Source organism: Paraclostridium sordellii (assembly GCF_000953675.1).
Taxonomy (GTDB): Bacteria; Bacillota; Clostridia; order Peptostreptococcales; family Peptostreptococcaceae; genus Paraclostridium; species Paraclostridium sordellii.
The window spans coordinates 980,132-1,004,725 of record NZ_LN679998.1 but is presented as its reverse complement, the minus strand read 5'-3'; the positions used below and the strand labels follow the sequence as shown (position 1 = coordinate 1,004,725).

Below are 24,594 nucleotides of genomic sequence, written 5' to 3'. Positions count from 1 at the left end.
TTTTAATTTCTTAAGTATTTTAACTTACATATAAATTCTTATTTAATAAAAATTTTATTGTGAATATTGAACATTATTATAGCATTCTCTTTCTTTATCATCAAAAAATCTATAGTCTTTCACAATTTTATCTATTACCTCAATATTTAAACTTTTAGCCTTACAATTTGTATCTCCTGATTTTTGAGCAACTATGTCGTGTAATTTTAAAATATCCTTATCAATAACACCATATTTTATTTTGTCTATTAGATACCCTATATCCCTGTAAGTTTTAATATCCCCTTTACCATAAATTTCTTTTTCAGATAGTTCACTGCCTAAAGTTCTAGCTTCATTAGTTGGAGCTATTATTTTCACAGAATTTTTATTCGTTTTAACAAATGCATGAGTAAGTTCATGAGTAAATTCATAAACATTTAAATCAGTACTTTTATTTTTTATAAATTTAGCATTTTTTAATTCTGATATTGGTTCTTTGTTTGCTTCAGTTATAAAGTTTGCACCTATCAAACATAATATTAAATTAGCCCCTAATAAACATAGTATTAAACATATTCCTATGATCTTTTTCATTTTGCCTCCAAAATAGATTTATCTTATTAATATAATACGGTGAGTATAAAGCTTAACTATAATATTCTAGTAAAATAATAAAATCTAAATCTTAGTCCTAAATAACTCTATTTTAGTCCAATATTTAAAATTTTCTAAAAATATATTATATAATTAATTATATAATATTAAAGGAAATTACAACAACGGAGGTTATCATGCATAAAAAATTAATAAGTTCATTGTTATTAGGTTCTATTTTAATTACACCTATCTATACCTATGCTAATCCTAAGCTAAGTGACATTTCTGGACATTGGGCTAAAAAGGAAATAAATCAATTTATATCTAGTGGATATGTAAATGGATATGAGGACAATACTTTTAGACCGGATAATTCAATAACAAGAGCAGAGTTTGTAAAATTAGTAAACAAATATTTTGGATTTAATAATAAAGAAGATATAAATTTTTCTGATATAAATACAAATGATTGGTACTATAACGATATCTGCATAGCCAGTAAATCTGGTTATATAAATGGATATGAGGATAAAACATTTAAGCCAAATAAAACGATAACTAGAGAAGAAGTTTCTAAAATACTTATATCTATAAAAAATAAACAAGATAATGTATATGATAAATTAAATAAATATCCTGATAAAAATAAAGTTTCCAATTGGGCTAAGCCATATGTTGAAGGAGCTATAGAACAAGGATATTTAAAAGGTAATGATTTAGGATTTCTTAATCCTACAAATAATATAACTAGAGCAGAATCAATAACAATATTATCAAGAGTGTCAAAAGAAAAACCTGAAATTAAGGATGAAACTAAAAACGAACCTCCAGTTATAACTGCAAAGGAAGATTTAATACTTGAAGTTGGTCAAAAATTTGATACTTCTATGTTAAATGTTAAAGTTTCTGATAAAGAAGATAAAAACTTAGATGTCAAATATGAAGGAAATGTTAATTCTGATTTACCTGGAGATTATACTATAACTATCACTGCCACAGACAGTAAAGGATTAACAACTACTAAAAAAGTAACTGTCTTAGTAAAAGCAAAACCTGAAATTAAAAATGAACCTCCAGTTATAACTGCAAAGGAAAATTTAATACTTGAATTTGGTCAAAAATTTGATACTTCTATGTTAAATGTTAAAGTTTCTGATAAAGAAGATAAAAATTTAGATGTCAAATATGAAGGAAATGTTAATTCTGATTTACCTGGAGATTATACTATAACTATCACTGCCACAGACAGTAAAGGGTTAACAACTACTAAAAAAGTAACTGTCTTAGTAAAAGCAAAAGCTGAAATTAAAAATGAACTTCCTGTTATAACTGCAAAGGATTTAACAATAAAACAAGGTGATAAATTTGAATATAGTATGCTAAGTGCTCAAGCTAAAGATATGGAAGGAAAAAATATATCTAATTCTATAGTTTATTCAGGAAAGGTAAACACTTCTAAACCAGGTGAATACCCTATAGTTTTAACTGTTAAAGATGAAAAAGGAACAACTAACAGTTTAAAAGTTAAAGTAATTGTTAAATCAATAAATAAATTACCTATAGATAATAAGAATAAACTTATACTACAAAATATATTAGATGATAAAACAAGTAATATTAAAGTACATAAAGACATCCATGGAACAATAGAAAGTTATGATGTTTTTTCAAAAGGAGTTACTCCACCAAGTGATGATGATTATACTATCTTAAATTTAGCTGGGTACACAATCCCTGTTACTCCATATAAACCAGGAATGGGTTGGTATGATGCTAACAAAGTTTTCCATATGGCTGGAGATGATTACCTTTGTTCTGGAGCTGCAGCAGCAAACATGTTAAATTGGTGGATGGATCAAAATACTGATTACATAAATAGATATTTAGATTTACATGGAGAAAATTCAACTTGTATTAACCAAAAATGGGGAATTTCTCAAAATGCAACTATTTCTAACTTTAGAAAAAATCCCGATGATTTATTTAGATATATTACAAAATGCTTTGGAAATCCAGATAAAAAAGGTATCCACCCTAGGAACGCTCTGTTTTGGTTCTTAAATGGTCATGATTTAAATTATAGATTACCTGAAAATAAAATAGATGATCGTGGTGGATTTTTCCAAGATGTATTTGATGATTTTAGTATAACAGGTCAGATGGGATGTTCATATTTTCCAGATCTAAATTATTGTTTATTAGACAATCTACATAAAAATAAAGGTATTGGGATATCTTATGACACTCCATTTGGATCTGCTCATATAGTATCTTTATGGGGGGCAAAATTTGATATAAATGGTAATCTTCTCGGAGTATTTGTCACAGATTCAAATGATAAAGACACATTAATTGATAGCAAAAGTGGTAATACTTATGGAATGATATACATGAATGTAGTTAAAGAAGCCAATACTGGAAAAGCTAGATTAACCAACAAAGTTACTCCTAACGGAAACATAGGAGCACCTGTTCTAGATTTATACACACTTGATACAGGTAAATCAATTTGGGAAGATTACTTTAAATCTATAAATGCAAAATAATAATATTTTTTAATATAATTATTAGGCTATGAATATAAAATCATAGCCTTTCTTTATATCTACCCCTACCTCGTGAAACACGCCCCCCTCTTTTTTATCCTTTATTTTTAGATAAAACATAGTTATGTAGTTATCTCTAAGTATTTTTTTATTTTTGGAAATTTGTAGAAATTTATATGTAAAATCAACTACCATATAATTAGGGCTTGTAATTTTAATAATTGCTGATTATGTTTTAGCTACTCTATTAATGTTTAAAACATGATAAAGGAGGAGTTTTTTGTTATGCAGCCATGGAATTACTTATATATATTTCTTGGATTATCTTATATTTTAGGCATTTTTATTAGAAGTAAAGTAACTTCTTATTATAAAAATATTTTAGAAAAACTTGAATTAAAGTATGGAGATATAGATAGGAAAAAAGCTATTAAGCTTGAAAAGTTTTATGACTATTTAACAAGTGGAACTTTTCTTTTTATGGGAATTTTTATAAGAAATTGTGTTTTTGCATTTAAGGCTATTTTATTGATTTTAATTGTAAATACTATAGTTTATTATTTGGTTAGAAGAAAATATATTTTAATTAATAATTAACTTTTTAATATGTAAATGTGCATTACTCATTTACAACTTTATAACACCTTATTTTTCTATATATAAATAATATTTAAATACCCTATGTAAAAAAGACCCTGAAATTCACTTATTTAAATTCTAGGGCCTTTAACTTTACTATAAAATTTTCAATTTGTTTAATCTATAAATTACATTACCTCTACAATAACTACCTCAGATACAGAATTAAATTCTCCATCATTTACAGTTATAACTACAGGATATTGACCAGGTCTATGTGTATCAACTTTACCTGAATAAGTTATAGCATTAGAAATATCCTTTCCTACATAATCCTTAGCTGTAGCACCTATCATTTTATAATCAAATGCATCTCCTAAGCGTAGTGGTAAATATTTATTTGGATATTGTATTGAAGGAGCGTCATATCTAGCACCTAAATTATCTTCAACAAAGACAATAACTTCACTTTCAGAATATACTCCTTCAGAATCTTTAGCCATAGCTGTTATTATAAATTTACCTGCTATATTAGTATCTACATATCCAGCATACTCAACTTTTAATGGGTTACCATTTTTATCATGAGCCATAGGATTTAATACTTCATCTAAGTTGTAGTTATCCCAGTAACCACCTTTTGGTATATGGAATTCTACATCACGCATAAATATAACTGGCTTTCCATTATAATTTTTATCCTTTGCAAAAGGTGGTAGTGGATAACGATCATCATCTGGATATTCATTGTCTGGATCTACCGGATAACGATCATCTGGATATTCATTATCTTCTGGATTTACTGGATAACGATCATCATCTGGATACTTATTATCATCTAATACCTCTGGTTTTACTTCTTTATCCTTTTTATCTACTACTTCTGGCTTTACTTCTTTATCTTTTTTATCTATTACTTCTGGTTTTACTTCTTTATCCTTCTTCTCTACTACTTCTGGTTTAACAACTACTTTATCTTCTATTCTAGATAATAAAGTAACTGATTCAGCTCTTGTTATACGGTTTGTAGGGCGAAGATTTTTTAAGTCATCTCCTTTTAAATATCCATTTTCTATTGCACCTTCTACATATGGTTTTGCCCAATTTGAAACTAAATGTTTATCTGGGAAAGTATTTAATTTATCATATGTATTATCTTGTTGATTTTTTATACTAACAATTATCTTAGCTGCTTCTTCTCTAGTAATTAAATTATCTGGTCTAAATGTATTATCTTCATATCCATTTATGTATCCTGCTTGAATTGCTATACAAACATCGTTATAATACCAATTTTTTGGATTTATATCTTTAAAATTAGAATCTCCTTTATCGTTAAATCCAAAGTATTTATTAACTAATTTTACAAACTCTGCTCTTGTTATTTTATTATCTGGTCTAAATGTATTATCTTCATATCCTTTTGCATATGAATTTTCTATAAATTTAGAAATTTGCTTATGAGCCCAATGCCCATCAATATCTTTTACTTTATTATCTGCGTGTACGCTTAATGTAGTTGAAAGAATTATTCCTAAAGCTAATGTACTTATTAAGTGTTTTTTCATAAAAACCTCCGTAAATTTAATTTTATTCATTTTATTTTGTTAAATTTTAAACATGTAAACTAAAAATTCCCTTAGAACATATTTTTTAACTTTAAGGGTTCTTTTAATTTATAACTAATTCTTAATTAAATTTTTTAAATTACAACCTTTTAACTTCTATTCATTAACCTATCCCTAAATATATCTTATAATTTAATCTACATATACAAAAACTAAAAGTGTAGATACTAATCCTTTGCTATCTTTTGCACTTATAAATATCGGGTATCTACCTTCTTTATTTGTATCAACATTTCCTTTATAAGTTATAGTATCAGCTATGTCTTTTTCATTTACATCAGATGCAGTTGCTTCTAACATTTTATAGTCAAAATGATCACCCTTTTTTAACTCTAAATCTCTAGACGTTATTAATGGGTAGCTTAATCTGTTTTCTACAAGATGCGGATCTTCAACTTCAACATACACTTCCTCTGTAGTAGTTCTACCTTCAGCATCTGTAGCTGATACCTTTAGTGTATAATATCCTGGAGTATTAATATCCACATCACCTTCATAATGAACTTCAAGTGGTTTATGATTTTTATCAAAAGCAGTAGCATTTATTCTATCATTATTCCACTTCTCACCTTTTACTAAGTTATATGTTACTAAATGGTAGTCTAAAATAGGATATTCATCCTTGTTATCTATTTCAGGCTGAACAAGTTCATTATTATCTTGTTCTTTTACAACTGGTTGAACAACATCTTCATTCTCTATAACTGGTTTATCAACAACCTTATTTTCTATTCTAGATAATATGGTAACTGATTCTGCTCTTGTTATACGATTTGTCGGACGAAGATTTTTTAAATTATCTCCTTTTAAGTATCCATTTTCTATTGCACCTTCTATGTATGGTTTTGCCCAATTAGAAACTTTATTTTTATCTGGGAAAGTATTTAATTTATCATATGTATTGTCTTGTTGATTTTTTATGCTAACTATTATTTTAGCTGCTTCTTCTCTAGTGATTTGCTTATCCGGTCTAAATGTATTATCTTCATATCCATTTATATATCCTGCTTTAATAGCTATACAAACATCATTGTAATACCAATTGTTTTTATTTATGTCTTTAAAATTTGAAACTCCTTTGTCATTAAATCCAAAGTATTTATTTACTAGTTTAACAAATTCCGCTCTAGTAATTTGCTTATCTGGTCTAAATGTATTATCTTCATATCCCTTTGCATATGAATTTTTTATAAATTCAGAAATTTGATTATGTGCCCAGTGCCCATCAATATCCTTTACTTTGGTATCAGCGTATACGCTTAATGTAGTTGAAAGAATCATTCCTAAAGCCAATGTGCTTATCAAGTGTTTTTTCATAAAAACCTCCTTATGTTTAATTTTATTTGCTTTGTTATGTAATATTATATCATAATTTGTAGAAATTTGTCAGTTTATTTGTAAAAAATAGACAATTTAAAAAAATCTAAATAAATAGTCATTTAAAATTTTAAATTATAATAATTCAAAATCTAACCTTTTTAATAATTGTCTTAAACACCAAACTCCCATTTATGATAATTAAGATAATACGACCTTTAATTAAATTCATTTAATTAAGTTCTATTTTTTTATAAGTTTAAATATATAAAATTATCTTAACATTTAAATTTAAATAAAAACAAAAACTGGACTAAGATTTAAATATTTAGGACTAAAATGTGAATATTTTTGTAAAAATAAATAAAAATATCCTTCAAAATCAAAAAAAGTTGATTTTAAAGGATATTTATTAATTTAATATGAAAAAATTCTCCAGTTATAAAATAAAAACTCTCCTAAGACAGCTAATGTAATATATACAATAGCTTCGTTTTTAGATATAGAAATTGGCTTTATATTAATTATACTGTTATCTATAACTTCATTTTTAGATACAGCAAAAGCTTTTTTACTTATACTATTAAATAAATTGATTACACCTACCCATATAAAGTACCCCAAAATAGCACCTAAAGAGTTCATAATTAAATCATCAATATCTGTTGTTCTATGATTAAATAACTGACAAATCTCAATTGCTAATGAAAACCCCAATCCAACCAAAAATACTCTAAGAGGATTTCTAAACTTTTCCCAAATCAGTGGAAGTAAAAATCCTAAAGGCATAAACATAATAATATTTAAAATGTAAGTCATAATACCACCTGATTTAAATGGGATTAAATTTATTTCTTCCATTCTAATAATTTCTCCATATTGACCTATTTCCCATATACTTCCTATACCAGCTACACTAAAAGCCAAGTAAATATAAATTAAGAAAATATATACCCATATTAAATGTGGTATTAAGTATTGTTTTTCTTTTAAATTTTGCAATCTAATAATTATTATTTGATATACTGCACAAGGTAGCATGATGCAAATAAGTGGATAAATAATTGACATAATCATAAGTTATCTCCTTTTTAAATTTAATTTCTTTACCTAATATAAATACTAGCATCATTTTGCCTTTATAAATCTTAAGTTTTTCTTACGTTTTCTAAAGTTAATTTAATAAAAATTAAAAAGCCGTTAAAGTTTAATTTAACGGCTTTTATAACACATAAATCTATAATATAAGTATAAAGTAATTATAGTTTTAACACATTATCCAAACTATAAATGGAGCATACATGAAAAGGCACAGTACACGTTGCCACAGTCCTTCTAATGCAAATACTGTATTTTTAAACTTAGGCTTTTCTCCTATAACAAAACAAATTAAAGAAATGAAACTTAAAATAAAAAATATAGATAAAATATACCCCAGTATAACATCTCCCCTTTTAAATTCTAAAAGCGCAATAAACATAGGTGCAAATTGAAGCGCTAAAAATCCTATAACAGAACCTATACCATGTATTTTAGATGAAAGAGTAACATCTTCTTTTTTCTCATTTAAAGGGAAAATACCTGATATTATAGCATCACAAATTCCATATAATAAAATTAATATAAATATAGTGATTGCTAATACAAAATTTTCATTACTATAATATAGAAAAACATTATATCCTAATAAACATATACCTATACCTGAAATTATCATCCAAATATTATATACAGTTCCTAAAGGACTATTTTTACAACCTAATACACTCATTACCATTTTACTATGACTATATCCTTTATAAGGAATAGCAATGAAATAAGGTATAATCAAATCAATAATCATAATAATTAAAAATAATATATTATTCAAAATATCCCCCCTAACAAACGAACTAATTGTTAAGTTAATTATAGCAGAACTTTAAAATTAAAAGTGTGTACTAAAACAAGTCTTTTAATTATCATTTATCTTATTTTCATTTAACTTTATGCCTTTTATAAAAAACTTATTTATATTTTAATTTATAAATATTTTAAGTTTAAATCTGTATCAAAATTGTAAATCAACAAACAATAAAAATAACTTAATTAAAAATACAATATGATGAGAGGTAAAATAATGTTTAATCCTAAAAGAGTTATATTTGAAAAAGGGACATTAGATACAGATATTGGTAAAAATATTTATAATAAAATAAAAAACAATCCAGATATTGAAATTATAAATGCTAGCTCTAATAAAATTAAAAGTCATATTCCTGGAGATAATTTATATGAACAATATAGGTCTGGAAAAGAAACATTAGTTGTAGGTTATCGTAAAAGTTTAAAATTTCAAACATGTAAGCCATCAGCAAACTATCAATTACCACTAGTAAGTGGATGTATGGGAAGATGTGAGTATTGTTACTTAAATACACAATTAGGAGATAAACCATTTGTAAAAGTTTTTGTTAATACAGATGATGTTTTAAAAAAAGCAAAACAATATATAGATGAAAGATTGCCATCAATAACTATATTTGAAGGTGCCGCAACATCAGACCCTGTTCCACTTGAGCCTTATACTAATTCTCTAAAACAAACTATAGAATTTTTTGGTAAAGAGGAAAAAGGTAGATTTAGATTTGTAACTAAATATAATGATATAGATAGCTTACTAGATTTAAATCACAATAATCATACTGAGATTAGATTTAGTATAAATACACCACGAATAATCTCTACCCATGAACACCATACAGCTTCTGCCGATAAAAGAATTGAAGCTGCTATTAAGCTTGCAAAAGCTGGATATAAAATAGGATTTATAATAGCACCTGTATTTCTTTATGAAAATTGGCAAGAAGAGTATAGAGAATTAATGCATAGTATAAAAGAAAAACTACCTAAAGATTTTAACGAACAAATTATATTTGAAGTTATATCACACAGATATACAACTAAAGCAAAAAATAGGATACTTGAAATATTCCCTGAAACCACTTTGCCTATGGAAGATGAAGATAGAAAATTTAAATATGGTCAATTTGGATATGGTAAATATGTTTATACTAAAGAACAGTTAGCTCAAATGAAGGATTTTTTCCTTTTAGAAATAAAAAATGTATTTCCTAATAGTGTTATAAAGTATGTAATATAGAAATTATTAATTTAAAATGAATTTTTAGACTAACACTATAAAAAATTCTACTAGACCTGTTTATGATTTAATTCTATAAAAAATCAAAATACGTAAAAACTTAATAAAATATATATAAATTAAAATAAAAAGAGTAATAATTTAATTATTTTTCAATAAAATTATTACTCTTTTTATTTTATATATTATTATTTTAATTTTCATTTCAAACACTCCCTTTTCAATTAAATAAATTTACTATAAATAATAGCAGAGTTTGTTTAAAATCATAATTAAAACTAATACTAATCAACTAACTATACCTAATTCATTAAAGGAAAATAAATTTAGCATCCATAAAATTCCAAATATTTTTCAAGATTAGATTCTATATATTTTGCACTATGATTCCCAGAAAATATATGATTTTGAGAGTTAATACCTTTTTCTTTTAATAATTCATGTAACGCCAAACACCCTTCATAAAATCTACCTTCATCTCTATCTCCAGCATCAAGATAAATATCCATATCATTTAAAATGTCATTGTTTTTTGCAATATATATCGGATCATATTTATCCCATACAGCTAAATCGTTATAATATATCTTATCTTCATCCTCAAGTTTTAATTCTAATGCAGGCATATGACCTCCTACTTTTGAAAATATATCCTGATGTCTAAATGCATTATGAAGAGCTATATAACCCCCAGCAGACGCTCCCCTATAAATCTTTGTTTTCTATCATTTATAGTGTTAAAAGATTTATCGATTAAAGGAATTATCTCTTTCATAAAATAATCTTCATACATTCCTAAGTTTATTACTCTATTATCTTTTATATTTATTACTTCTTTACAAATTAAAGATGAATTTAAGCCCCTACTATTTTCCATTCTTGGACATACTATTATCATAGGGTTAATTTCTCTATTTTTTATCATTTTGTCTGCCTTAGATTTTATATCCAATTCAAACATTATATTTTCATTTCCACTTCTTCCATGTAAAAAGTATAATACAGGTAGAGGTGTTAAATTATCATAGCCTTCAGGTAAATAAACAAATACTTTCATTTCTTTACCAAGTATATTGCTATTAAAATTTAAAATTTCTACTTTTGACTGACTCATTTTTATACCACTTCATTTTAAATTTTAAACTTTTATATAATATCTATCTAAACTTAGTACTATCATTACTTAAAATTATATTAAACAATAAATTTGACCTACTACCCAAATTCCAATTAATATTAAATTAACTAATGAACCAACTTTTTCTATAGGAGATAATAAGCTATATTCCTTATATATATCATCAAATATTTTTATTTCAGGTAAAATTAATCTAAGCAAAAATAATAAAAACAATGGAGCACATATTATTTATAATACTTCTAGATCAATTATAATTTTATTACATTTTTCACATCTAAGACATTTTATTCTTGAATTACTGCTTAACTTTTCTCCTCCGAATATTGTGTGTTTTTCTAAAATACCCATATTTTCATTATGCCATTTAAGTGAACCTCTACTCCCGTCAATAAAACCTTGAGTAAGCTCACTTTTACAGTAAGGGCACGTCTTTTCCATCATATATAAAACCTCCATAATTTAAAACTCAATATATACTTAATTTTTTTAAATGACACTAAAAGTAAATTTATATATAACTTTATCATAGTACTAATATAGAAATTTACGTCTTTTCCTATTAATTACAGCCATCTCTATAAAAGCTAAAATAACTACTAAAATAAGCATTATCGCCCCTACTTTTAAGGGTAAATGGAAAAACAATTCATTTAAAGTTGAAAGTACTCCCCATATAATTACACTTATACCATTTACAAGATACATCTTATAAAATAAATCTATATATCCATCTTTATCTTTTACATTTCTCTCTGGATCCCAACCCATACCATTTATTTTCTTGGTTTTCTTTAATTTTTTCCCCGAATTTATAATCCAAACTCCAGTTAAAATACCTAAAATATCAATTTATATCCCTCCCTTGTTTTAATTTATATTATATCAAATATATAAATTAACATTTTAAATTTGGACTAAACCGTATAATATATGGACTAAAATATAATTATTAACCAAACTTTACAGTGTACTTCAAATAAACCCATTAATAAACCTATATAATTTCATTTTCTTATAATAAAATTAAAGGCCTTAACTTAAGTTAAGACCTTTAATTACTCTACTTTATATCTACAACAAACTCTGAACCAGTTTTTTCCCACTTATCAACAGAATCACTATCTAGAATATATAAACAAAGTTTTAACTGCGTTGCCTCTTTTTTTATATTTCCAACAGCATTATCCAACTTAAACAATCCATAAGGTCCACTACTATAACTATTATAAAATTCTATAGGATTGCCTAAATTATCACTTCCTACAAGTTTTAACCCATACTCTGTACCATTTTCACCTTGTTCAAATTCAATCTTACTACCTAAACTATTACTAATATATTCCTTTAGCTTGATTGACTGACCATTTTCAAATTTAAAGCTTTTATCTAGCTTTTTAACCATAGTATTATTTGCTAGCGAATCAGTATCAGTTTTAAAATCAAAAACCCATGAGCCTTTTATAGACTCTGCACCTGTATCATCCATTAAGTTAATACTTAAATACTCAACTTTTATATTTACTTCTCCACTTAGCTCTTCATCTAAGAAATAAGTATCAATATAATTTTGAGTATAGCTATTACCACTTTCAGATACACCATTTGAATTTGCCATTATTTTTTTCCCATTTATATAAATATTCTTTGATACTTCAGGGTATCCATTAAAAGGCCCTGTTTCTGATTTCACAGTTGATGATATGATTAATTCTTTCTTGTCTAATACAACTTCATTTAGTTTTATAGTATATCCATTATCAGTTATAGGCTTATTTATTACTGTTTTATAATTTCCTAAATCATTATCTAAACCAAAATAGCTAGCTATACTCCAAAAAGCTTCCTTAACATCTGCTAATACTTTGTCATTATAAAATACAGTACTTACTATGATAATTATAGTTAGTGAACATGTAATCGCAATATTTTTTATACGCTTTCTTCTTTTTTTATTAACTGCTTCATTTATACCTTTATTTATAGCATCATCAATACTTGAGGATACCTCTATATTTTCAAAATAATTACATTTCATTTAGATACTCCTCCTTTAATATACTTTTAATGCTTGATTTAGCTCTTCTAAGATATGTTTTAACTGTATTTGGACATATATCCATTACCTCTGAAATATTATCTATTGTCATATCATCAAAATACTTAAGTATAATTACAGTTTTATATTCAGGTTTTAACAAGTCTATTGCATTTTGCAAATCAACTTTCTCTACAATAGATAAATTTTCGTCCTCACAACTTAAAACCTCATCATCTATTTCTAAAATCTGATTTTTAGATTGTTTGTAATATGTATCTATTGCAATATTTACAAGAATCCTTGAAACCCAAACTTTAAATGAAGAATGCTTTTTTAACTTTTTTATATTTAACCATGCCTTATATGAACATTCTTGAATTAAATCTAGTGAATCCTGTTCATTTTTTGTATAACTATAAGCTATTTTATATAAGTACTGTTTATATTTTTTTAATAAAACTTCAAAACTAGAAACATCTCCCCTTATTGCTTTTTTAACTAAAATCTCTTCAGATAAATTTTGTTTCTCCCCCAAATTAGATAATATAGATAGTTTAATCTCAATTCCCCCCTAACATTTTACACCTACAATTATATAGACCTATTTAATATATGAAAAGGTTTCATTTTTTTATATTTTATTTATAAAAGTCTATAAAATAATTACTGTGTATATACTAAATAATACTAATAATTATTTTATAAGGGGTGAATTATGAAAAAATTAATATTAGTTTTAATTACATTAATAATTGTTAACTTAATAGGGTGTTCAAATAGCAATACAACTACTTATTCAATTCCTAAAGACCAAGGTCTTAAAGTAGGAGAGGACTTACCTTCTGGAACATATATTTTACAAGCGAAGGAAGATAACTTACCTGTTAATGTAACTAAAAAAGATGGAACTTCTTTAATCTCGCAATTTATAACAAATCCTACTGGAGATAAATTCGTTGAATACAAAATTAAATTGCCTAAAGATACTACTATAACTACTGGAGCCGATGCTATTTTAATAAAAAAATAATAAAAAGGTCTTAACTTAAGCTAAGACCTTTCATTGTTTTTTTACTATAAGGTATATATAAAATCACACCTATTAAACATGTTATTACTTCTGTTATTGTAATGGACCAAACTAATCCATGCAGTCCAAAGTAATAATGAAGTACTATAACCATAGGTATATATAAACAGCCTTGACTAATAGCCATTATACCTGTTGCCATTCCTTCTCCAGATGCTTGGTATATTGTCATAAATAAAGTTGTCATACCATTAAATAGTGCTGATACTAACATTGCTACTAATATATATGCTCCTATTGAAAGAACAGATGGGTCATCTGAAAATGCTTGGATAACTTGTCCTCTAAACATATAAACAATTCCTGCAAATACTACTGCTATTGAAATTATAAATATAGAAGAATATTTTATCCCTTCTTTTAAACGAGATATATTTTTATTAGAAAAGTTATAAGCTATAAGTGGCATAACTCCTAAAACTATACCCATAGTGAAAAACTCTGGTAATTGAGCTATTCTAAGAGCTATACCAAAGCTTGCAACTACACTATCTCCATACTCCATAGCAAAATTATTTAGTAATAAAGTAGTTACAATTAAAAATGCACACTGAATTAGCTCAGATACACCTATTTTATATATTTCAATTTGATCTTTTATACTTATTTTAAAATGATACAAAAATCCTTTTAAATTTTCACTTTTAGCATTTAAATACCAAATGTAATAAATACTAGATGCAACATTTGCAATTACCATAGATAACGCAGCTCCATATACATGAAGGTCAAGCACTAGTATAAATAATATATCAAGTATAATACTAACTACTACACTTACAAACATACCATACATAGATTCTTTAGAAGCACCTTCTGACCTTACTATTTGTTCAAGTGCGAAATTTAATATAACAGCAAACCCACCAATAAACAATGTAGTTGAGTATTGTGTTGTATAATTTAATGTATTTGAGTCTGCTCCTAATAATTTAACAATTGGATTCATTAATAAACAAGCAAATACTGCTATTAATAAACCTACAATAATGCTTGTATAGAAAGTATATCCTGCTACCTTTTTAGCTCTATCTACTTCATTTTGTGCAACCAATCTTGTTACAAAAGTTCCTCCCCCTACACCAAACATATTTCCAAATGCCATTAAAACTGTAAATATAGGAAGCCCTAAAGTTATAGCACTAAGCATTGCTGTATCATGTACTAAGCCTATAAAATATGCATTTATAACATTATAAATTGTTCCTGCTGACATACCTATCATCATAGGTATTGATAAATGAGCTATTGCCTTTTTTATTGGCTCATCTTTTAAATACTTTATATTTGATTGTGTATTTTCCATGTTTACCTCCCTCATATAATTATATAACTTCTAATTATTAGAGTCCTAACATTATTGTTATAAAATTGCATACTACAATTAAATCTAGTATTAGATTTCGTAGTATATTGAAATATATTTTATAATTTTAATTACAAACATCAATATCATTTCATTTCTAATTATTAGAACTCTAACTGTTTGTTTATTATATTCTTATTTCATATTTATGTCAACTAATTGATAAATTTTTAATCCAACATAAAAATAAAAGTAGTAATTTATATGAAAATCACTACTTTTACTTTAGGTTATTATTAATTTTTATAAGTATATTTTTAAATGATTCTTTTTCTTCATCAGTAAGACAATCAGTTACCTCATTTTCAATTTGCATAAATACTTTGTCAAATGTCTCTATAAGGTTTACTCCCTTTTCTTCTACATAAATATTTTTTTGTCTTTCGTTATTAGCAGGAATCTCTCTTCTTATATACCCCTTTTTTTCAAGTCCTTTTAACATACTAGTAATACTTGCAGTGGTTCTCCCAAAAGTATCTGCTAAATCTTTTTGGATTAGACCTTCATCTTGGTGTTCATAAATATATTTAATTATTCTACCCTGTTGTGCATTTAGTCCTAATTTCTTTATTTTTCTATCTGATGAAAACATTAATTTTCTTGATATTGTACTAATTAAATATGTAAAAATATTATTCTCATTCACTCTTATCACCTCATTTAATATAATGTATATAATTATATCATATTAACAATTAGAACTCTAATTGTAAACATTATAAATATCTTAATAATTACTTATAAATTTAATATAATTTATCTAATATATATATTATATTGCAAAAAAATAAGATAAAAAATACCAGTTCGTAGGCACCTTTTACCCTTATTTAGAAAAAATTATCTTAAATTCAGTATACTCCTCATTACTCTCTACATAAATCTTACCATTATTATTTTCAACAGTTTCTTTAACTATGTATAAACCATATCCATGATTTTTTTCATAATCTTTTTTTGTTGTAAATCCTAACTCAAATATTTTAGTTATAATATCTGGATCTATTTGAGGTCCATTATTTTTTATGCTTATGTATGTACTATTAAAAATTTTATATGTTTTAATAACTATCAGCCCTTCATGATTTAAAGCTGTTAAAGAATTATTTATTATATTTGAGATTATTTTATGTAAATCGTATTCTGATATTTCAAGTAATTTTAAATCCACTTCTTCATCTATGATTACATGTACATCTTTTACATCTAAAGAATTAAATATATCAGTAATAATGGAATCCTTATTGCTAATACATTTTATATGTGTAGATACAGAATTATTCCCATTGATTATTTTTTGCAGTAATTCTCCTAGTCTATCATATTGATTCATTATATACAAACCATTAATATATGAAATTTGTGATCCATAATCGTGTTTTATTTTTCTTAATTCATTGTTTTTTTCAATTAATAAATTATTTAGCCTTTCAATTTCTTCATACTTACTATTTATACCTTTAATATATATTATAGCTACTGCTACAAATATGATAAACGTAAATATAGTTACATTTGCTAAAATAGTATTTGCCCAAGAATGTAATCCTATTGATAAGCATATTATATAATCTAGCGAAAATATAAGTAAAAAACTTATTTCAAAAGAATATTTATATCGTTCAAAAAAATTATACACAGAATATATTTTTTTTGAATTAAATAATAATACAAATTCACAAACTATTATAGGTATATACATACCTATAATTTTTGATATGTTCTCGTCTGAAAAAATATCTTTTGATATAGGCCATGTTATACTACTAAATAAAATAACTCCTGATTGTAAAAAAAAGTATGCTATAAAGTACGCAAGTAATGCTTTTTTATAGCACTCTTTATACACAACTCCAATAATTATCATATTTAAAATACTTATAGTCAAAAGTGATAAATTATTACTATTTAGTACTTTTGTACATATACAAACTGAAGCAACTATACTTATACTACTTATGATTAATTTGGCATATCCTTCTTTTTTATTTATTAATTTACTATTAACTAAAAATGAATATGGAAGAAAACTTATTATTAATGATTGCAATATAGTATTTATAGTATCTAAAAATAGCAGGTTCAAATTATCTTTTTTCCTTTAATGATTTTGGCATATCTTCTACTCCAACAGCTAGCATAGACGCTGCTCCTGCTCCCACTGTAAATACTGTTAATAAAGCCATTAAACTCCCTATTTTTTTCTTGAAATCCATAATTATACCCCCTTGTATTTTTATTAAATATCCCCACATATTAAGTGCAATATACAAGCTTTATATTTCTATAAAGCTTGTATATTTTATAATTCTTATTAATAATTTAGTATTTTTAAATTATCTTTTTTCTTTTAATGATTTTGGCATATCCTCTACTCCAACAGCTAGCATTGATGCTGTTCCTGCTCCTGCTGTTAATAATGTTAATGAAGCCATTAAATCCCCTATAATTTTTTTGAAATCCATAATTATACCCCCTTGTGTTTTTTATTAAATCTTAAGCACATATAGTGCCATATATAAGCTTTATATTTCTATAAATCTTATATATTTTATAATCTCCATTACTAATTTAACATTTTAAAATTATCTTTTTTCTTTTAATGATTTTGGCATATCCTCTACTCCAACAGCTAGCATTGATGCTGTTCCTGCTCCTGCTGTTAATAATGTTAATGAAGCCATTAAGTCCCCTATAATTTTTTTGAAATCCATAATTATGCCCCCTTGTGTTTTTTTTGATTAAACATTAAGCACACATTGAGTGTTAATGTCCATGTTATTATATTTCTATAAAGCGTATACTTATGTAGAAATATAGAAATAGCAAATAAAACTATATAATTAACTATTGCTATTTTTTTATTTTTTTTAATCAAACTATCCTTAGTTATCGGCATGCAAGCGTTTACTATAGGAGCCTGATTATATACACTAAATATGTTAATAGCATTTATTATTATAATACTTATAGTATTTAAACTGCTGTTTTCAGATAATATTATAATAAATAAAGATAAAATTATCGTTGCTACTAAACATCTTTTTTGTGAACTTTCATGGTATCCACCTGTGAATGGTTTTGTACATGTCATTACACCTACAACTAATAAAATTTCTTTTGTATAACCAAAAAGAGAAAATAAAATTATAGTTATTAATATCTTAATAATTTCTAATGAAGTTACTCTCATTATATATTTTATTTCTTCAGTTTGCTCATCTGGAAATTTATTATATTTGCAAATGTTTTCTACAAAATCATCAAATTTTTTCATCATCATTCGATTTAAGTCTCCATAATAAGTTTATATACTTAATATTAACACATTTTACCTGCAATAGAGAACAATTTTTGTAGATTTTTTTAATTTAATTAATATAATTTTCAAATTGTATTTCATTTAATAAGGTTTCATAATTTATCTAAAACAATATATTTTTTCCTAGGCAAATAATACTCATTAACATTAATAGTAGCTGTTTATATAAAATATTATTGAGCTATTCTCATCTTTATTAAAAATCCTCCAAAATAAATACTATTCCAAGCAAATTTATATACGTTATCTATCTTTATAATTTTTTCTCCAATTTGATAAAATGCTTTTCACTATAATAATCAATGTTACCCCCTCGTAAAACACGAGGCAGGGTAAACTTTAAAATAATTTATCTTTAAACAAACTTATACCAGATAAAACACATATTCCCCCCGATAATATTAATCTTAGCCAATTCATAGAAAGCTAAAACTCACCCCCAAGTACTACATCAGGAGATGTGTGAAACTCGTCAGCATAAATTGCTAAATTCAAAAATAGCTTAAGTGATATTATTAAGCAAATAAGACTTAATACAAATATACTTATTTTTAAAATTTTATCTATCATATTCCCTATTCCCTTTCATTTATTATTCAATTATAAATATAATTTTTATGATTTTATTATATATAAGTCCCTTTAAAATCACAAATTTAAAGAAAATTCAAAAAAGAAGGTTTTTTAACTATATACAAAGAATAAATCATACTACAAGGTCTATGAAAATACTAAATAGGAGGATAAAAAATTGTATAAATTAGATATTCGTGAAGATTTTTACCTTAATAATAAAAAGATAAAAATAATTTCAGGTGCGCTACACTACTTTAGAGTAGTCCCTGAGTACTGGTTGGATAGACTTGAAAAACTAAAATCCCTTGGATGTAACACAGTAGAAACCTACATACCATGGAACTTTCATGAAGTAAAAGAAGGTATATTTGAATTTGAAGGACAAAAAGACATAACAAGATTTACTAAACTTGCACAGGACCTTGGTCTTTACGTAATCCTAAGACCTAGCCCATACATATGCGCAGAATGGGAATTTGGAGGTCTTCCTGCATGGCTTTTAAAATATTCTTCAATTCGTATTAGAAGTAACTGCGAAATATTCTTAAATGCTTTGGACAAATACTACAAAGAGTTGTTCAAAATTCTATCCCCACTCCAATCAACTCAAGGCGGACCCGTCATAATGATGCAAATAGAAAACGAATATGGCTCCTTTGGAAATAACAAAACATATTTAAAAAACTTAAAAAATATGATGATTAAATATGGATGTGAAGTTCCTTTATTTACATCTGATGGTGCTTGGAGAGAAGTTTTAGAAGCAGGAACTATATTAGATGAAGATATTTTACCAACAGTAAACTTTGGTTCTCGTACAAAAGACCAATTTGGTTATTTCCTAGAATTTTTAAAACAAAATAATATTAAAAAACCTTTAATGTGTATGGAGTTTTGGCTTGGTTGGTTTAGCAACTGGGGTGATGAATTTAAAAGAAGAGATGCAGATGATGCTGCAAAAGAATTAAAAGAAATACTTGATATAGGTCATGTTAATCTTTATATGTATCATGGAGGAACAAATTTTGGATTTTATAATGGTTGTTGCTATCGCGATGAAATTTATCCACAAATTACAAATTACGACTACGATGCTCTATTAAATGAACATGGTGAATTCACTAATAAATATTATAAATTTCAAGAAGTAATTTCTAAATATACTGATATTCCTAAAGTTAAATTTAGTACAGTTATAAATAAAGTTTCTTACAATAATATTAAACTTAAAAACAAAGTTAGCTTATTCTCTACATTAGACAAACTAGCAAAACCTATATACAACGAAGAAACTTTAAATATGGAAGCTATTGACCAAAATTATGGATATATACTATATCGTTCTAATATAGCTAAAAGAAATGATTTAGAAAGATTTAAGTTAGTTGGAATGGATGATAGGGCTCAAGTATTTATAAATGAAAATTATCACTCTACTCTATACAAAGAAAAGTTTGTAAGCAAAAATCAAACTTTATCTCTAGATAAAGAATTTGATAACATACTAGATATTCTAGTTGAAAACGTAGGAAGAATAAACTATGGCCCTAACTTACTTTCACCAACTCAAAGAAAAGGTATAAAAGGTGGAGTTATGATTGACCTTCATCTTCATACAGGATGGAATCATTATTCTTTAGAGCTTGATAATATAGATAAAATTGATTTTAGTGGATATTATAAAGAAAATACACCAGCCTTTTATGAATATGAATTTGAAGCTAATGAAATTGGAGATACTTTCTTAAATACAGAAGGTTTTGGTAAAGGTGTTGCATTTATAAATAACTTCAATTTAGGAAGGTTTTGGGATATAGGGCCTACTAATTACTTATACATACCTGCTCCACTAATTAAACCAGGCTTAAATAAAATAATCATATTTGAAACGGAAGGTAAATACAAAGAATCTATATCCTTAGATGATAAACCTAATTATTATAAATATTAATTAAAATTTTAAAAGCTAACTTAAATTTAACTAAGTTAGCTTAATTTCCCTGTAAATGAATCATTGAATATACTCCCATTACGCCTGTTAAAATACTTAAAATCAATATAATATTATATAAAGAAAAGTTAGCTGTTTCAATAATCATAAAAGCTGAAAACACATTTAAAACCATTGAAATAAGAATTAATGAATTAAGATTTAAAACTGCGCTTCCATTTAAAGTATCTAAATTAACATCCATTTTTATAAAGTTTAAAACAAATAAATTATATAAAATATAAGCATATACATAAAATTTAGGATTTATCCTTTGCATAAATTTCTTCATTTAGTATTCTCCCTATAATATATATTTTTAATAAGCTTAAATTTATTTTACTTTATATTTATTGTATATAAATTTATAAGTTAACATTAAAGTAACTATTAAAAATGGTATAATTATTACTAAAACCATACTCCCCAATTGTTCTCCTAATATTGGAATTAATAAAAATAATAAACCATAACAAATCCACATAATCCCATTTGCTTTATTGTATGCCTTAATATCACTTATTTCTTCACTACTTACATCAACTCCAGTCCAAAAGAACATAGGTGTCTTTCTTTTAAATGAATATATTCCTAAACAAATAAAAATTAATGCTCCTGGAATTATTCCTAGATATACTATTAGATTATCATTTGAATCAACTAAGAATTTATCTTCATTAACTTTTAAATTTTCTTTTATATTGTATCTATTTATTAGCTCATTATAGTCATTTACTGTATCAATACTATCTTTATCATTATATATAAATAGTTCATTTTTAGTTATGATTTTTATATAAGGTTTTTTATTGTTATAAACATACACTGTTGCCTTTTTATTTTTATCTATTTCAAAAATTCCTCTTAAATAAGTAATTGTACTAGTTCCATTTATTTTATTTCCTATATGTACATTTTCTAAAAGTTTAATACTTTTAATATCATCAACTTTTATAGCTTCTCCATTAATAGTTATTTCATCTTCATAGAATTTCATTTTATGACCTGTTGTATCTATATTTAAAACTACTACTAAAAATATAGCCATAACTATAATAATACCTATTAATATTTTTTCGGCATTACACCTATTTCCCATATAATATCTCCCTTTATATAATATATTTACTATATTATAGCAGGTTAAATTTAATATAGATATTGTTTTATAAACTATATAAAACAATATCTATATTAAATTTATTTTTTACTAAACATTCTTCCTACTTGAAAGTATACCTAATATTGCAACTAATGCTAATCCTATATATCCAATAACTCCAACCTGTCCTGTACTAGTATTTTTAGTATCCGATTTGCTATTTGGTTTTATACTGGTTCGTTCCTTAGCTGATATTTTTTCAATTTTATTTAAAGTATTTAAGTTATTTTGTGTTTTTGCTGTTACTTCTTTCATCAAATTAAAGTTTACTCCTTGATTTATAGCTTTATCATATGATTCATCTATAACTTTGCTTTCATATTTAGAACTACTATCTACTGTATTGCTATTATTAACATCTAAATCATTTGCAAATCCTATTAATGGATTTAATTGGATAATTAATGCTGCAGATGTTATACTTACTGATATCTTTTTTATCTTGTTCATATTAAATCTCCTCTACATATTAAATCTATAATTTTATTCTTTTCATAACATTAATTTTACCCTTATTTTTTCAAAGTAAATTTTATAGAATTATAAAAATGTTATATATATTTTAATATGTAAGTATATTGCAAAGTCTTATATGAAATTTTAATTTTTAATATATTGTCAATTTTTAGATTAGTAAGTTTTAATAATTTTACTTTACTACTTTACATGATTTAGTTTAAGAGTAAACGTTGACTGATTACTAGCAACATTAAACTTATCATTTTCATCAGGGTATATAGTTAAAATACCATCTTTAAACTCGGACTTATCAAAGATAAAGTCTGTAAATAAAGTTTTTTCATAACCATATAAATGACAAACAACTTTTCCATCATTCATAAATATCATTTGAACAGCATCACCATTTTTTGCTTTTTTTATATCCCTATGCTTATAACCTATAGTTTCATATATTTTTTCTGGAGAAGTATTAATATCAAATGCATAAAGCTTATCCCACTCAAAAGGAGTTAAATCTTTTAAACTAAAGTTTTTGCACTCTCTTCCATTATATTTTTCTGAAAGTTCTAAAGAAGTATCTGTAACTTTCTTATTTAATATATCAAAGTTTATGTCTTCATCATCTTTTTCAAACTTAGTTACGCTACTTGATTTATCGGCTATAACCCATTTATTATCCTTTTGTTCTAATTTAAAGTTAATTTTAGAAATAGCTTCTCCATTTTGTCCCGGCTGAGTTACTATAACGTTTTCACCAGCTTTATTAGTATAATCATGTTGATCGAAATGCTTATGAGTATGTCCCGCAACTATAGCATCTATTCCATTAACCTCTTGTGCTAAATCTTGAATCTTATTTCCAGTTTCTTTTTCATTTTTTTCTTTTTCTCCAGAATGGACAACAGCTATTATGATATCTGGATTATCCTTTTTCATAACTGGCACCCAATATTTAGCTTCTTCAACTAAATCATTCATATACAAAGAACCATTGATCCCTTTTAAATCTTTTAACTCATATGTTACAATTTTTTCTTCTCCATTTAATAAGGTTTCATATCTTTGATCTATCTCTTTTATAGTAAGTCCTAAAATTCCTACTTTAACAGTCCCTTTAGAAGTAGGTACCGTTTTCATAATGTAAGGTTTTACATAATTATCTCCATTTTTTTTATGTGTATTAGCTGATAATACATCAATACCTTGTTTGTTTAAATCTGAAACTATATCATCTACTTGGTCTTTAGTACTGTATAAAAACTCTTGATTTCCAAGTACCACAGTATCATAACCTGTCTCTTTCATTTCTTTTGCTATTGGAAGTTCTATATAGTTACGATTAGATTTATTTATACTAAATTTATCAAAACAATATCTACTCATATCTGAACCTGGTCTTCCAAAGTCTAAAAAATCTCCTGCATCAACTAAAATTGTATTTTTGTTTTTGGACTTTTCCTCTTTTATATGAGAAGTTAATTGATAGGGCATAAACCCATTTAAATCAGAAGTTGCTAATATATTTATTTCTGAATAATCTTTTAAACTATACTGCCATATTAATAATAAAATAAACACGCCTAAAATCCCTATAGTTAATTTTAGTTTCATAATATCCCCCTAGTGTTACTTTTTTATGTCTTGTGTATATTTTAA

The 24,594-nt window shown here is 25.4% G+C and carries 28 protein-coding genes; 5 read left to right on the top strand and 23 right to left on the bottom strand.

What is annotated here, in order from left to right; genetic code table 11:
* Window positions 1-54 precede the first annotated feature (54 nt).
* The gene (locus ATCC9714_RS04890; protein ID WP_057544617.1) at window positions 55-576 is read right to left on the bottom strand and encodes a hypothetical protein; all 522 of its coding nucleotides are present in this window, start codon (window positions 574-576) and stop codon (window positions 55-57) included.
* Window positions 577-773: 197 nt separating this feature from the next.
* Between ATCC9714_RS04890 and ATCC9714_RS04885 the strand changes: the two genes are divergently transcribed.
* A complete protein-coding gene (locus ATCC9714_RS04885; protein ID WP_054629134.1) occupies window positions 774-3,125 on the top strand; it encodes an IdeS/Mac family cysteine endopeptidase in 2,352 nt (783 codons plus the stop codon).
* A 285-nt stretch (window positions 3,126-3,410) separates the two neighbouring features.
* Complete coding sequence (locus tag ATCC9714_RS04880; protein ID WP_021123533.1) at window positions 3,411-3,722, top strand: hypothetical protein; 312 nt, start codon at window positions 3,411-3,413, stop codon at window positions 3,720-3,722.
* Between the two features lie 170 nt (window positions 3,723-3,892).
* On the opposite strand, the gene ATCC9714_RS04875 is transcribed toward ATCC9714_RS04880, so the two are convergent.
* The 4 genes from ATCC9714_RS04875 to ATCC9714_RS04860 form a co-directional block, all read right to left on the bottom strand.
* On the bottom strand, window positions 3,893-5,272 hold the full coding sequence (locus ATCC9714_RS04875; protein WP_057544616.1) for an S-layer homology domain-containing protein: 1,380 nt from the start codon (window positions 5,270-5,272) through the stop codon (window positions 3,893-3,895).
* Between the two features lie 192 nt (window positions 5,273-5,464).
* The gene (locus tag ATCC9714_RS04870; protein ID WP_057544615.1) at window positions 5,465-6,649 is read right to left on the bottom strand and encodes an S-layer homology domain-containing protein; all 1,185 of its coding nucleotides are present in this window, start codon (window positions 6,647-6,649) and stop codon (window positions 5,465-5,467) included.
* 417 nt (window positions 6,650-7,066) lie between these two features.
* Complete coding sequence (locus tag ATCC9714_RS04865; protein WP_155485665.1) at window positions 7,067-7,726, bottom strand: VanZ family protein; 660 nt, start codon at window positions 7,724-7,726, stop codon at window positions 7,067-7,069.
* A gap of 190 nt (window positions 7,727-7,916) precedes the next feature.
* The gene (locus tag ATCC9714_RS04860) at window positions 7,917-8,519 is read right to left on the bottom strand and encodes a DUF998 domain-containing protein (protein ID WP_244465158.1); all 603 of its coding nucleotides are present in this window, start codon (window positions 8,517-8,519) and stop codon (window positions 7,917-7,919) included.
* 249 nt (window positions 8,520-8,768) lie between these two features.
* Between ATCC9714_RS04860 and splB the strand changes: the two genes are divergently transcribed.
* A complete protein-coding gene (splB, locus tag ATCC9714_RS04855) occupies window positions 8,769-9,791 on the top strand; it encodes a spore photoproduct lyase (protein WP_057574307.1) in 1,023 nt (340 codons plus the stop codon).
* A gap of 326 nt (window positions 9,792-10,117) precedes the next feature.
* Here the strand turns inward: splB and ATCC9714_RS17835 are convergent, their stop codons facing one another.
* From ATCC9714_RS17835 to ATCC9714_RS04830, 6 genes are all read right to left on the bottom strand, one after another.
* The gene (locus ATCC9714_RS17835; protein WP_330374717.1) at window positions 10,118-10,441 is read right to left on the bottom strand and encodes a hypothetical protein; all 324 of its coding nucleotides are present in this window, start codon (window positions 10,439-10,441) and stop codon (window positions 10,118-10,120) included.
* 29 nt (window positions 10,442-10,470) lie between these two features.
* The gene (locus tag ATCC9714_RS17830; protein WP_021123520.1) at window positions 10,471-10,905 is read right to left on the bottom strand and encodes an alpha/beta hydrolase; all 435 of its coding nucleotides are present in this window, start codon (window positions 10,903-10,905) and stop codon (window positions 10,471-10,473) included.
* Window positions 10,906-11,160: 255 nt separating this feature from the next.
* Window positions 11,161-11,373, bottom strand: a complete 213-nt coding sequence (locus ATCC9714_RS04845) for a PF20097 family protein (RefSeq protein ID WP_057544613.1) — start codon at window positions 11,371-11,373, stop codon at window positions 11,161-11,163.
* A 90-nt stretch (window positions 11,374-11,463) separates the two neighbouring features.
* The gene (locus ATCC9714_RS04840; RefSeq protein WP_021123517.1) at window positions 11,464-11,700 is read right to left on the bottom strand and encodes a hypothetical protein; all 237 of its coding nucleotides are present in this window, start codon (window positions 11,698-11,700) and stop codon (window positions 11,464-11,466) included.
* 292 nt (window positions 11,701-11,992) lie between these two features.
* Complete coding sequence (locus tag ATCC9714_RS04835; protein ID WP_057544612.1) at window positions 11,993-12,967, bottom strand: DUF4179 domain-containing protein; 975 nt, start codon at window positions 12,965-12,967, stop codon at window positions 11,993-11,995.
* Complete coding sequence (locus ATCC9714_RS04830) at window positions 12,957-13,505, bottom strand: sigma-70 family RNA polymerase sigma factor (RefSeq protein WP_244465157.1); 549 nt, start codon at window positions 13,503-13,505, stop codon at window positions 12,957-12,959. Before ATCC9714_RS04830 ends, ATCC9714_RS04835 begins: the two co-directional genes overlap by 11 nt.
* Window positions 13,506-13,685: 180 nt before the next feature.
* Here ATCC9714_RS04830 and ATCC9714_RS04825 point away from each other — a divergent pair, with 180 nt between their 5' ends.
* Window positions 13,686-14,000 (top strand): hypothetical protein, encoded by a 315-nt coding sequence (locus ATCC9714_RS04825; RefSeq protein WP_057544610.1) that lies wholly within the window; start codon window positions 13,686-13,688, stop codon window positions 13,998-14,000.
* A 10-nt stretch (window positions 14,001-14,010) separates the two neighbouring features.
* On the opposite strand, the gene ATCC9714_RS04820 is transcribed toward ATCC9714_RS04825, so the two are convergent.
* The 8 genes from ATCC9714_RS04820 to ATCC9714_RS17520 all read right to left on the bottom strand — a co-directional run bounded on the left by ATCC9714_RS04820 (window position 14,011) and on the right by ATCC9714_RS17520 (window position 19,318).
* On the bottom strand, window positions 14,011-15,366 hold the full coding sequence (locus ATCC9714_RS04820; RefSeq protein WP_057544609.1) for an MATE family efflux transporter: 1,356 nt from the start codon (window positions 15,364-15,366) through the stop codon (window positions 14,011-14,013).
* A gap of 280 nt (window positions 15,367-15,646) precedes the next feature.
* Window positions 15,647-16,072 (bottom strand): MarR family winged helix-turn-helix transcriptional regulator, encoded by a 426-nt coding sequence (locus tag ATCC9714_RS04815; protein ID WP_021123509.1) that lies wholly within the window; start codon window positions 16,070-16,072, stop codon window positions 15,647-15,649.
* 180 nt (window positions 16,073-16,252) lie between these two features.
* On the bottom strand, window positions 16,253-17,512 hold the full coding sequence (locus ATCC9714_RS04810) for a sensor histidine kinase (protein WP_057544608.1): 1,260 nt from the start codon (window positions 17,510-17,512) through the stop codon (window positions 16,253-16,255).
* A gap of 1 nt (window position 17,513) precedes the next feature.
* Complete coding sequence (locus tag ATCC9714_RS17690) at window positions 17,514-17,642, bottom strand: hypothetical protein (RefSeq protein WP_257790823.1); 129 nt, start codon at window positions 17,640-17,642, stop codon at window positions 17,514-17,516.
* 120 nt (window positions 17,643-17,762) lie between these two features.
* Window positions 17,763-17,891: a hypothetical protein gene (locus tag ATCC9714_RS17685; protein ID WP_257790822.1), complete on the bottom strand. Its 129-nt coding sequence runs from the start codon at window positions 17,889-17,891 to the stop codon at window positions 17,763-17,765.
* A 120-nt stretch (window positions 17,892-18,011) separates the two neighbouring features.
* Window positions 18,012-18,140 carry a hypothetical protein gene (locus tag ATCC9714_RS17680; RefSeq protein WP_257790822.1) on the bottom strand — a complete coding sequence of 43 codons (129 nt, stop codon included), beginning with the start codon at window positions 18,138-18,140 and terminating at the stop codon, window positions 18,012-18,014.
* Between the two features lie 2 nt (window positions 18,141-18,142).
* The gene (locus ATCC9714_RS04805) at window positions 18,143-18,709 is read right to left on the bottom strand and encodes an accessory gene regulator B family protein (protein ID WP_055332159.1); all 567 of its coding nucleotides are present in this window, start codon (window positions 18,707-18,709) and stop codon (window positions 18,143-18,145) included.
* A 465-nt stretch (window positions 18,710-19,174) separates the two neighbouring features.
* A complete protein-coding gene (locus tag ATCC9714_RS17520; protein ID WP_021123503.1) occupies window positions 19,175-19,318 on the bottom strand; it encodes a hypothetical protein in 144 nt (47 codons plus the stop codon).
* 181 nt (window positions 19,319-19,499) lie between these two features.
* Between ATCC9714_RS17520 and ATCC9714_RS04795 the strand changes: the two genes are divergently transcribed.
* On the top strand, window positions 19,500-21,275 hold the full coding sequence (locus ATCC9714_RS04795; RefSeq protein WP_057544607.1) for a glycoside hydrolase family 35 protein: 1,776 nt from the start codon (window positions 19,500-19,502) through the stop codon (window positions 21,273-21,275).
* Window positions 21,276-21,315: 40 nt separating this feature from the next.
* Here ATCC9714_RS04795 and ATCC9714_RS04790 read toward each other — a convergent pair whose 3' ends face one another.
* The 4 genes from ATCC9714_RS04790 to ATCC9714_RS04775 form a co-directional block, all read right to left on the bottom strand.
* Complete coding sequence (locus ATCC9714_RS04790; RefSeq protein WP_057544606.1) at window positions 21,316-21,606, bottom strand: hypothetical protein; 291 nt, start codon at window positions 21,604-21,606, stop codon at window positions 21,316-21,318.
* A 42-nt stretch (window positions 21,607-21,648) separates the two neighbouring features.
* Window positions 21,649-22,413, bottom strand: a complete 765-nt coding sequence (locus ATCC9714_RS04785; protein WP_021123498.1) for a PH domain-containing protein — start codon at window positions 22,411-22,413, stop codon at window positions 21,649-21,651.
* Window positions 22,414-22,524: 111 nt separating this feature from the next.
* The gene (locus ATCC9714_RS04780; protein WP_057544605.1) at window positions 22,525-22,926 is read right to left on the bottom strand and encodes a hypothetical protein; all 402 of its coding nucleotides are present in this window, start codon (window positions 22,924-22,926) and stop codon (window positions 22,525-22,527) included.
* A 207-nt stretch (window positions 22,927-23,133) separates the two neighbouring features.
* Window positions 23,134-24,549 carry a metallophosphoesterase gene (locus tag ATCC9714_RS04775; protein WP_057544604.1) on the bottom strand — a complete coding sequence of 472 codons (1,416 nt, stop codon included), beginning with the start codon at window positions 24,547-24,549 and terminating at the stop codon, window positions 23,134-23,136.
* Window positions 24,550-24,594 lie beyond the last annotated feature (45 nt).

Coding starts and splice junctions, on each gene's coding strand:
- ATCC9714_RS17830 (WP_021123520.1), bottom strand. CDS start 10,905: ATGAGTCAGTCAAAAGTAGAAATTTTAAATTTTAATAGCAATATACTT.
- ATCC9714_RS04785 (WP_021123498.1), bottom strand. CDS start 22,413: ATGGGAAATAGGTGTAATGCCGAAAAAATATTAATAGGTATTATTATA.
- splB (WP_057574307.1), top strand. CDS start 8,769: ATGTTTAATCCTAAAAGAGTTATATTTGAAAAAGGGACATTAGATACA.
- ATCC9714_RS04790 (WP_057544606.1), bottom strand. CDS start 21,606: ATGAAGAAATTTATGCAAAGGATAAATCCTAAATTTTATGTATATGCT.
- ATCC9714_RS04880 (WP_021123533.1), top strand. CDS start 3,411: ATGCAGCCATGGAATTACTTATATATATTTCTTGGATTATCTTATATT.
- ATCC9714_RS04875 (WP_057544616.1), bottom strand. CDS start 5,272: ATGAAAAAACACTTAATAAGTACATTAGCTTTAGGAATAATTCTTTCA.
- ATCC9714_RS04805 (WP_055332159.1), bottom strand. CDS start 18,709: ATGATGATGAAAAAATTTGATGATTTTGTAGAAAACATTTGCAAATAT.
- ATCC9714_RS04835 (WP_057544612.1), bottom strand. CDS start 12,967: ATGAAATGTAATTATTTTGAAAATATAGAGGTATCCTCAAGTATTGAT.
- ATCC9714_RS04840 (WP_021123517.1), bottom strand. CDS start 11,700: ATGGGTTGGGATCCAGAGAGAAATGTAAAAGATAAAGATGGATATATA.
- ATCC9714_RS04890 (WP_057544617.1), bottom strand. CDS start 576: ATGAAAAAGATCATAGGAATATGTTTAATACTATGTTTATTAGGGGCT.
- ATCC9714_RS17520 (WP_021123503.1), bottom strand. CDS start 19,318: ATGATAGATAAAATTTTAAAAATAAGTATATTTGTATTAAGTCTTATT.
- ATCC9714_RS04845 (WP_057544613.1), bottom strand. CDS start 11,373: ATGATGGAAAAGACGTGCCCTTACTGTAAAAGTGAGCTTACTCAAGGT.
- ATCC9714_RS04870 (WP_057544615.1), bottom strand. CDS start 6,649: ATGAAAAAACACTTGATAAGCACATTGGCTTTAGGAATGATTCTTTCA.
- ATCC9714_RS17685 (WP_257790822.1), bottom strand. CDS start 17,891: ATGGATTTCAAAAAAATTATAGGGGATTTAATGGCTTCATTAACATTA.
- ATCC9714_RS04885 (WP_054629134.1), top strand. CDS start 774: ATGCATAAAAAATTAATAAGTTCATTGTTATTAGGTTCTATTTTAATT.
- ATCC9714_RS04780 (WP_057544605.1), bottom strand. CDS start 22,926: ATGAACAAGATAAAAAAGATATCAGTAAGTATAACATCTGCAGCATTA.
- ATCC9714_RS04820 (WP_057544609.1), bottom strand. CDS start 15,366: ATGGAAAATACACAATCAAATATAAAGTATTTAAAAGATGAGCCAATA.
- ATCC9714_RS17690 (WP_257790823.1), bottom strand. CDS start 17,642: ATGGATTTCAAGAAAAAAATAGGGAGTTTAATGGCTTTATTAACAGTA.
- ATCC9714_RS04775 (WP_057544604.1), bottom strand. CDS start 24,549: ATGAAACTAAAATTAACTATAGGGATTTTAGGCGTGTTTATTTTATTA.
- ATCC9714_RS04825 (WP_057544610.1), top strand. CDS start 13,686: ATGAAAAAATTAATATTAGTTTTAATTACATTAATAATTGTTAACTTA.
- ATCC9714_RS17680 (WP_257790822.1), bottom strand. CDS start 18,140: ATGGATTTCAAAAAAATTATAGGGGACTTAATGGCTTCATTAACATTA.
- ATCC9714_RS04865 (WP_155485665.1), bottom strand. CDS start 7,726: ATGATTATGTCAATTATTTATCCACTTATTTGCATCATGCTACCTTGT.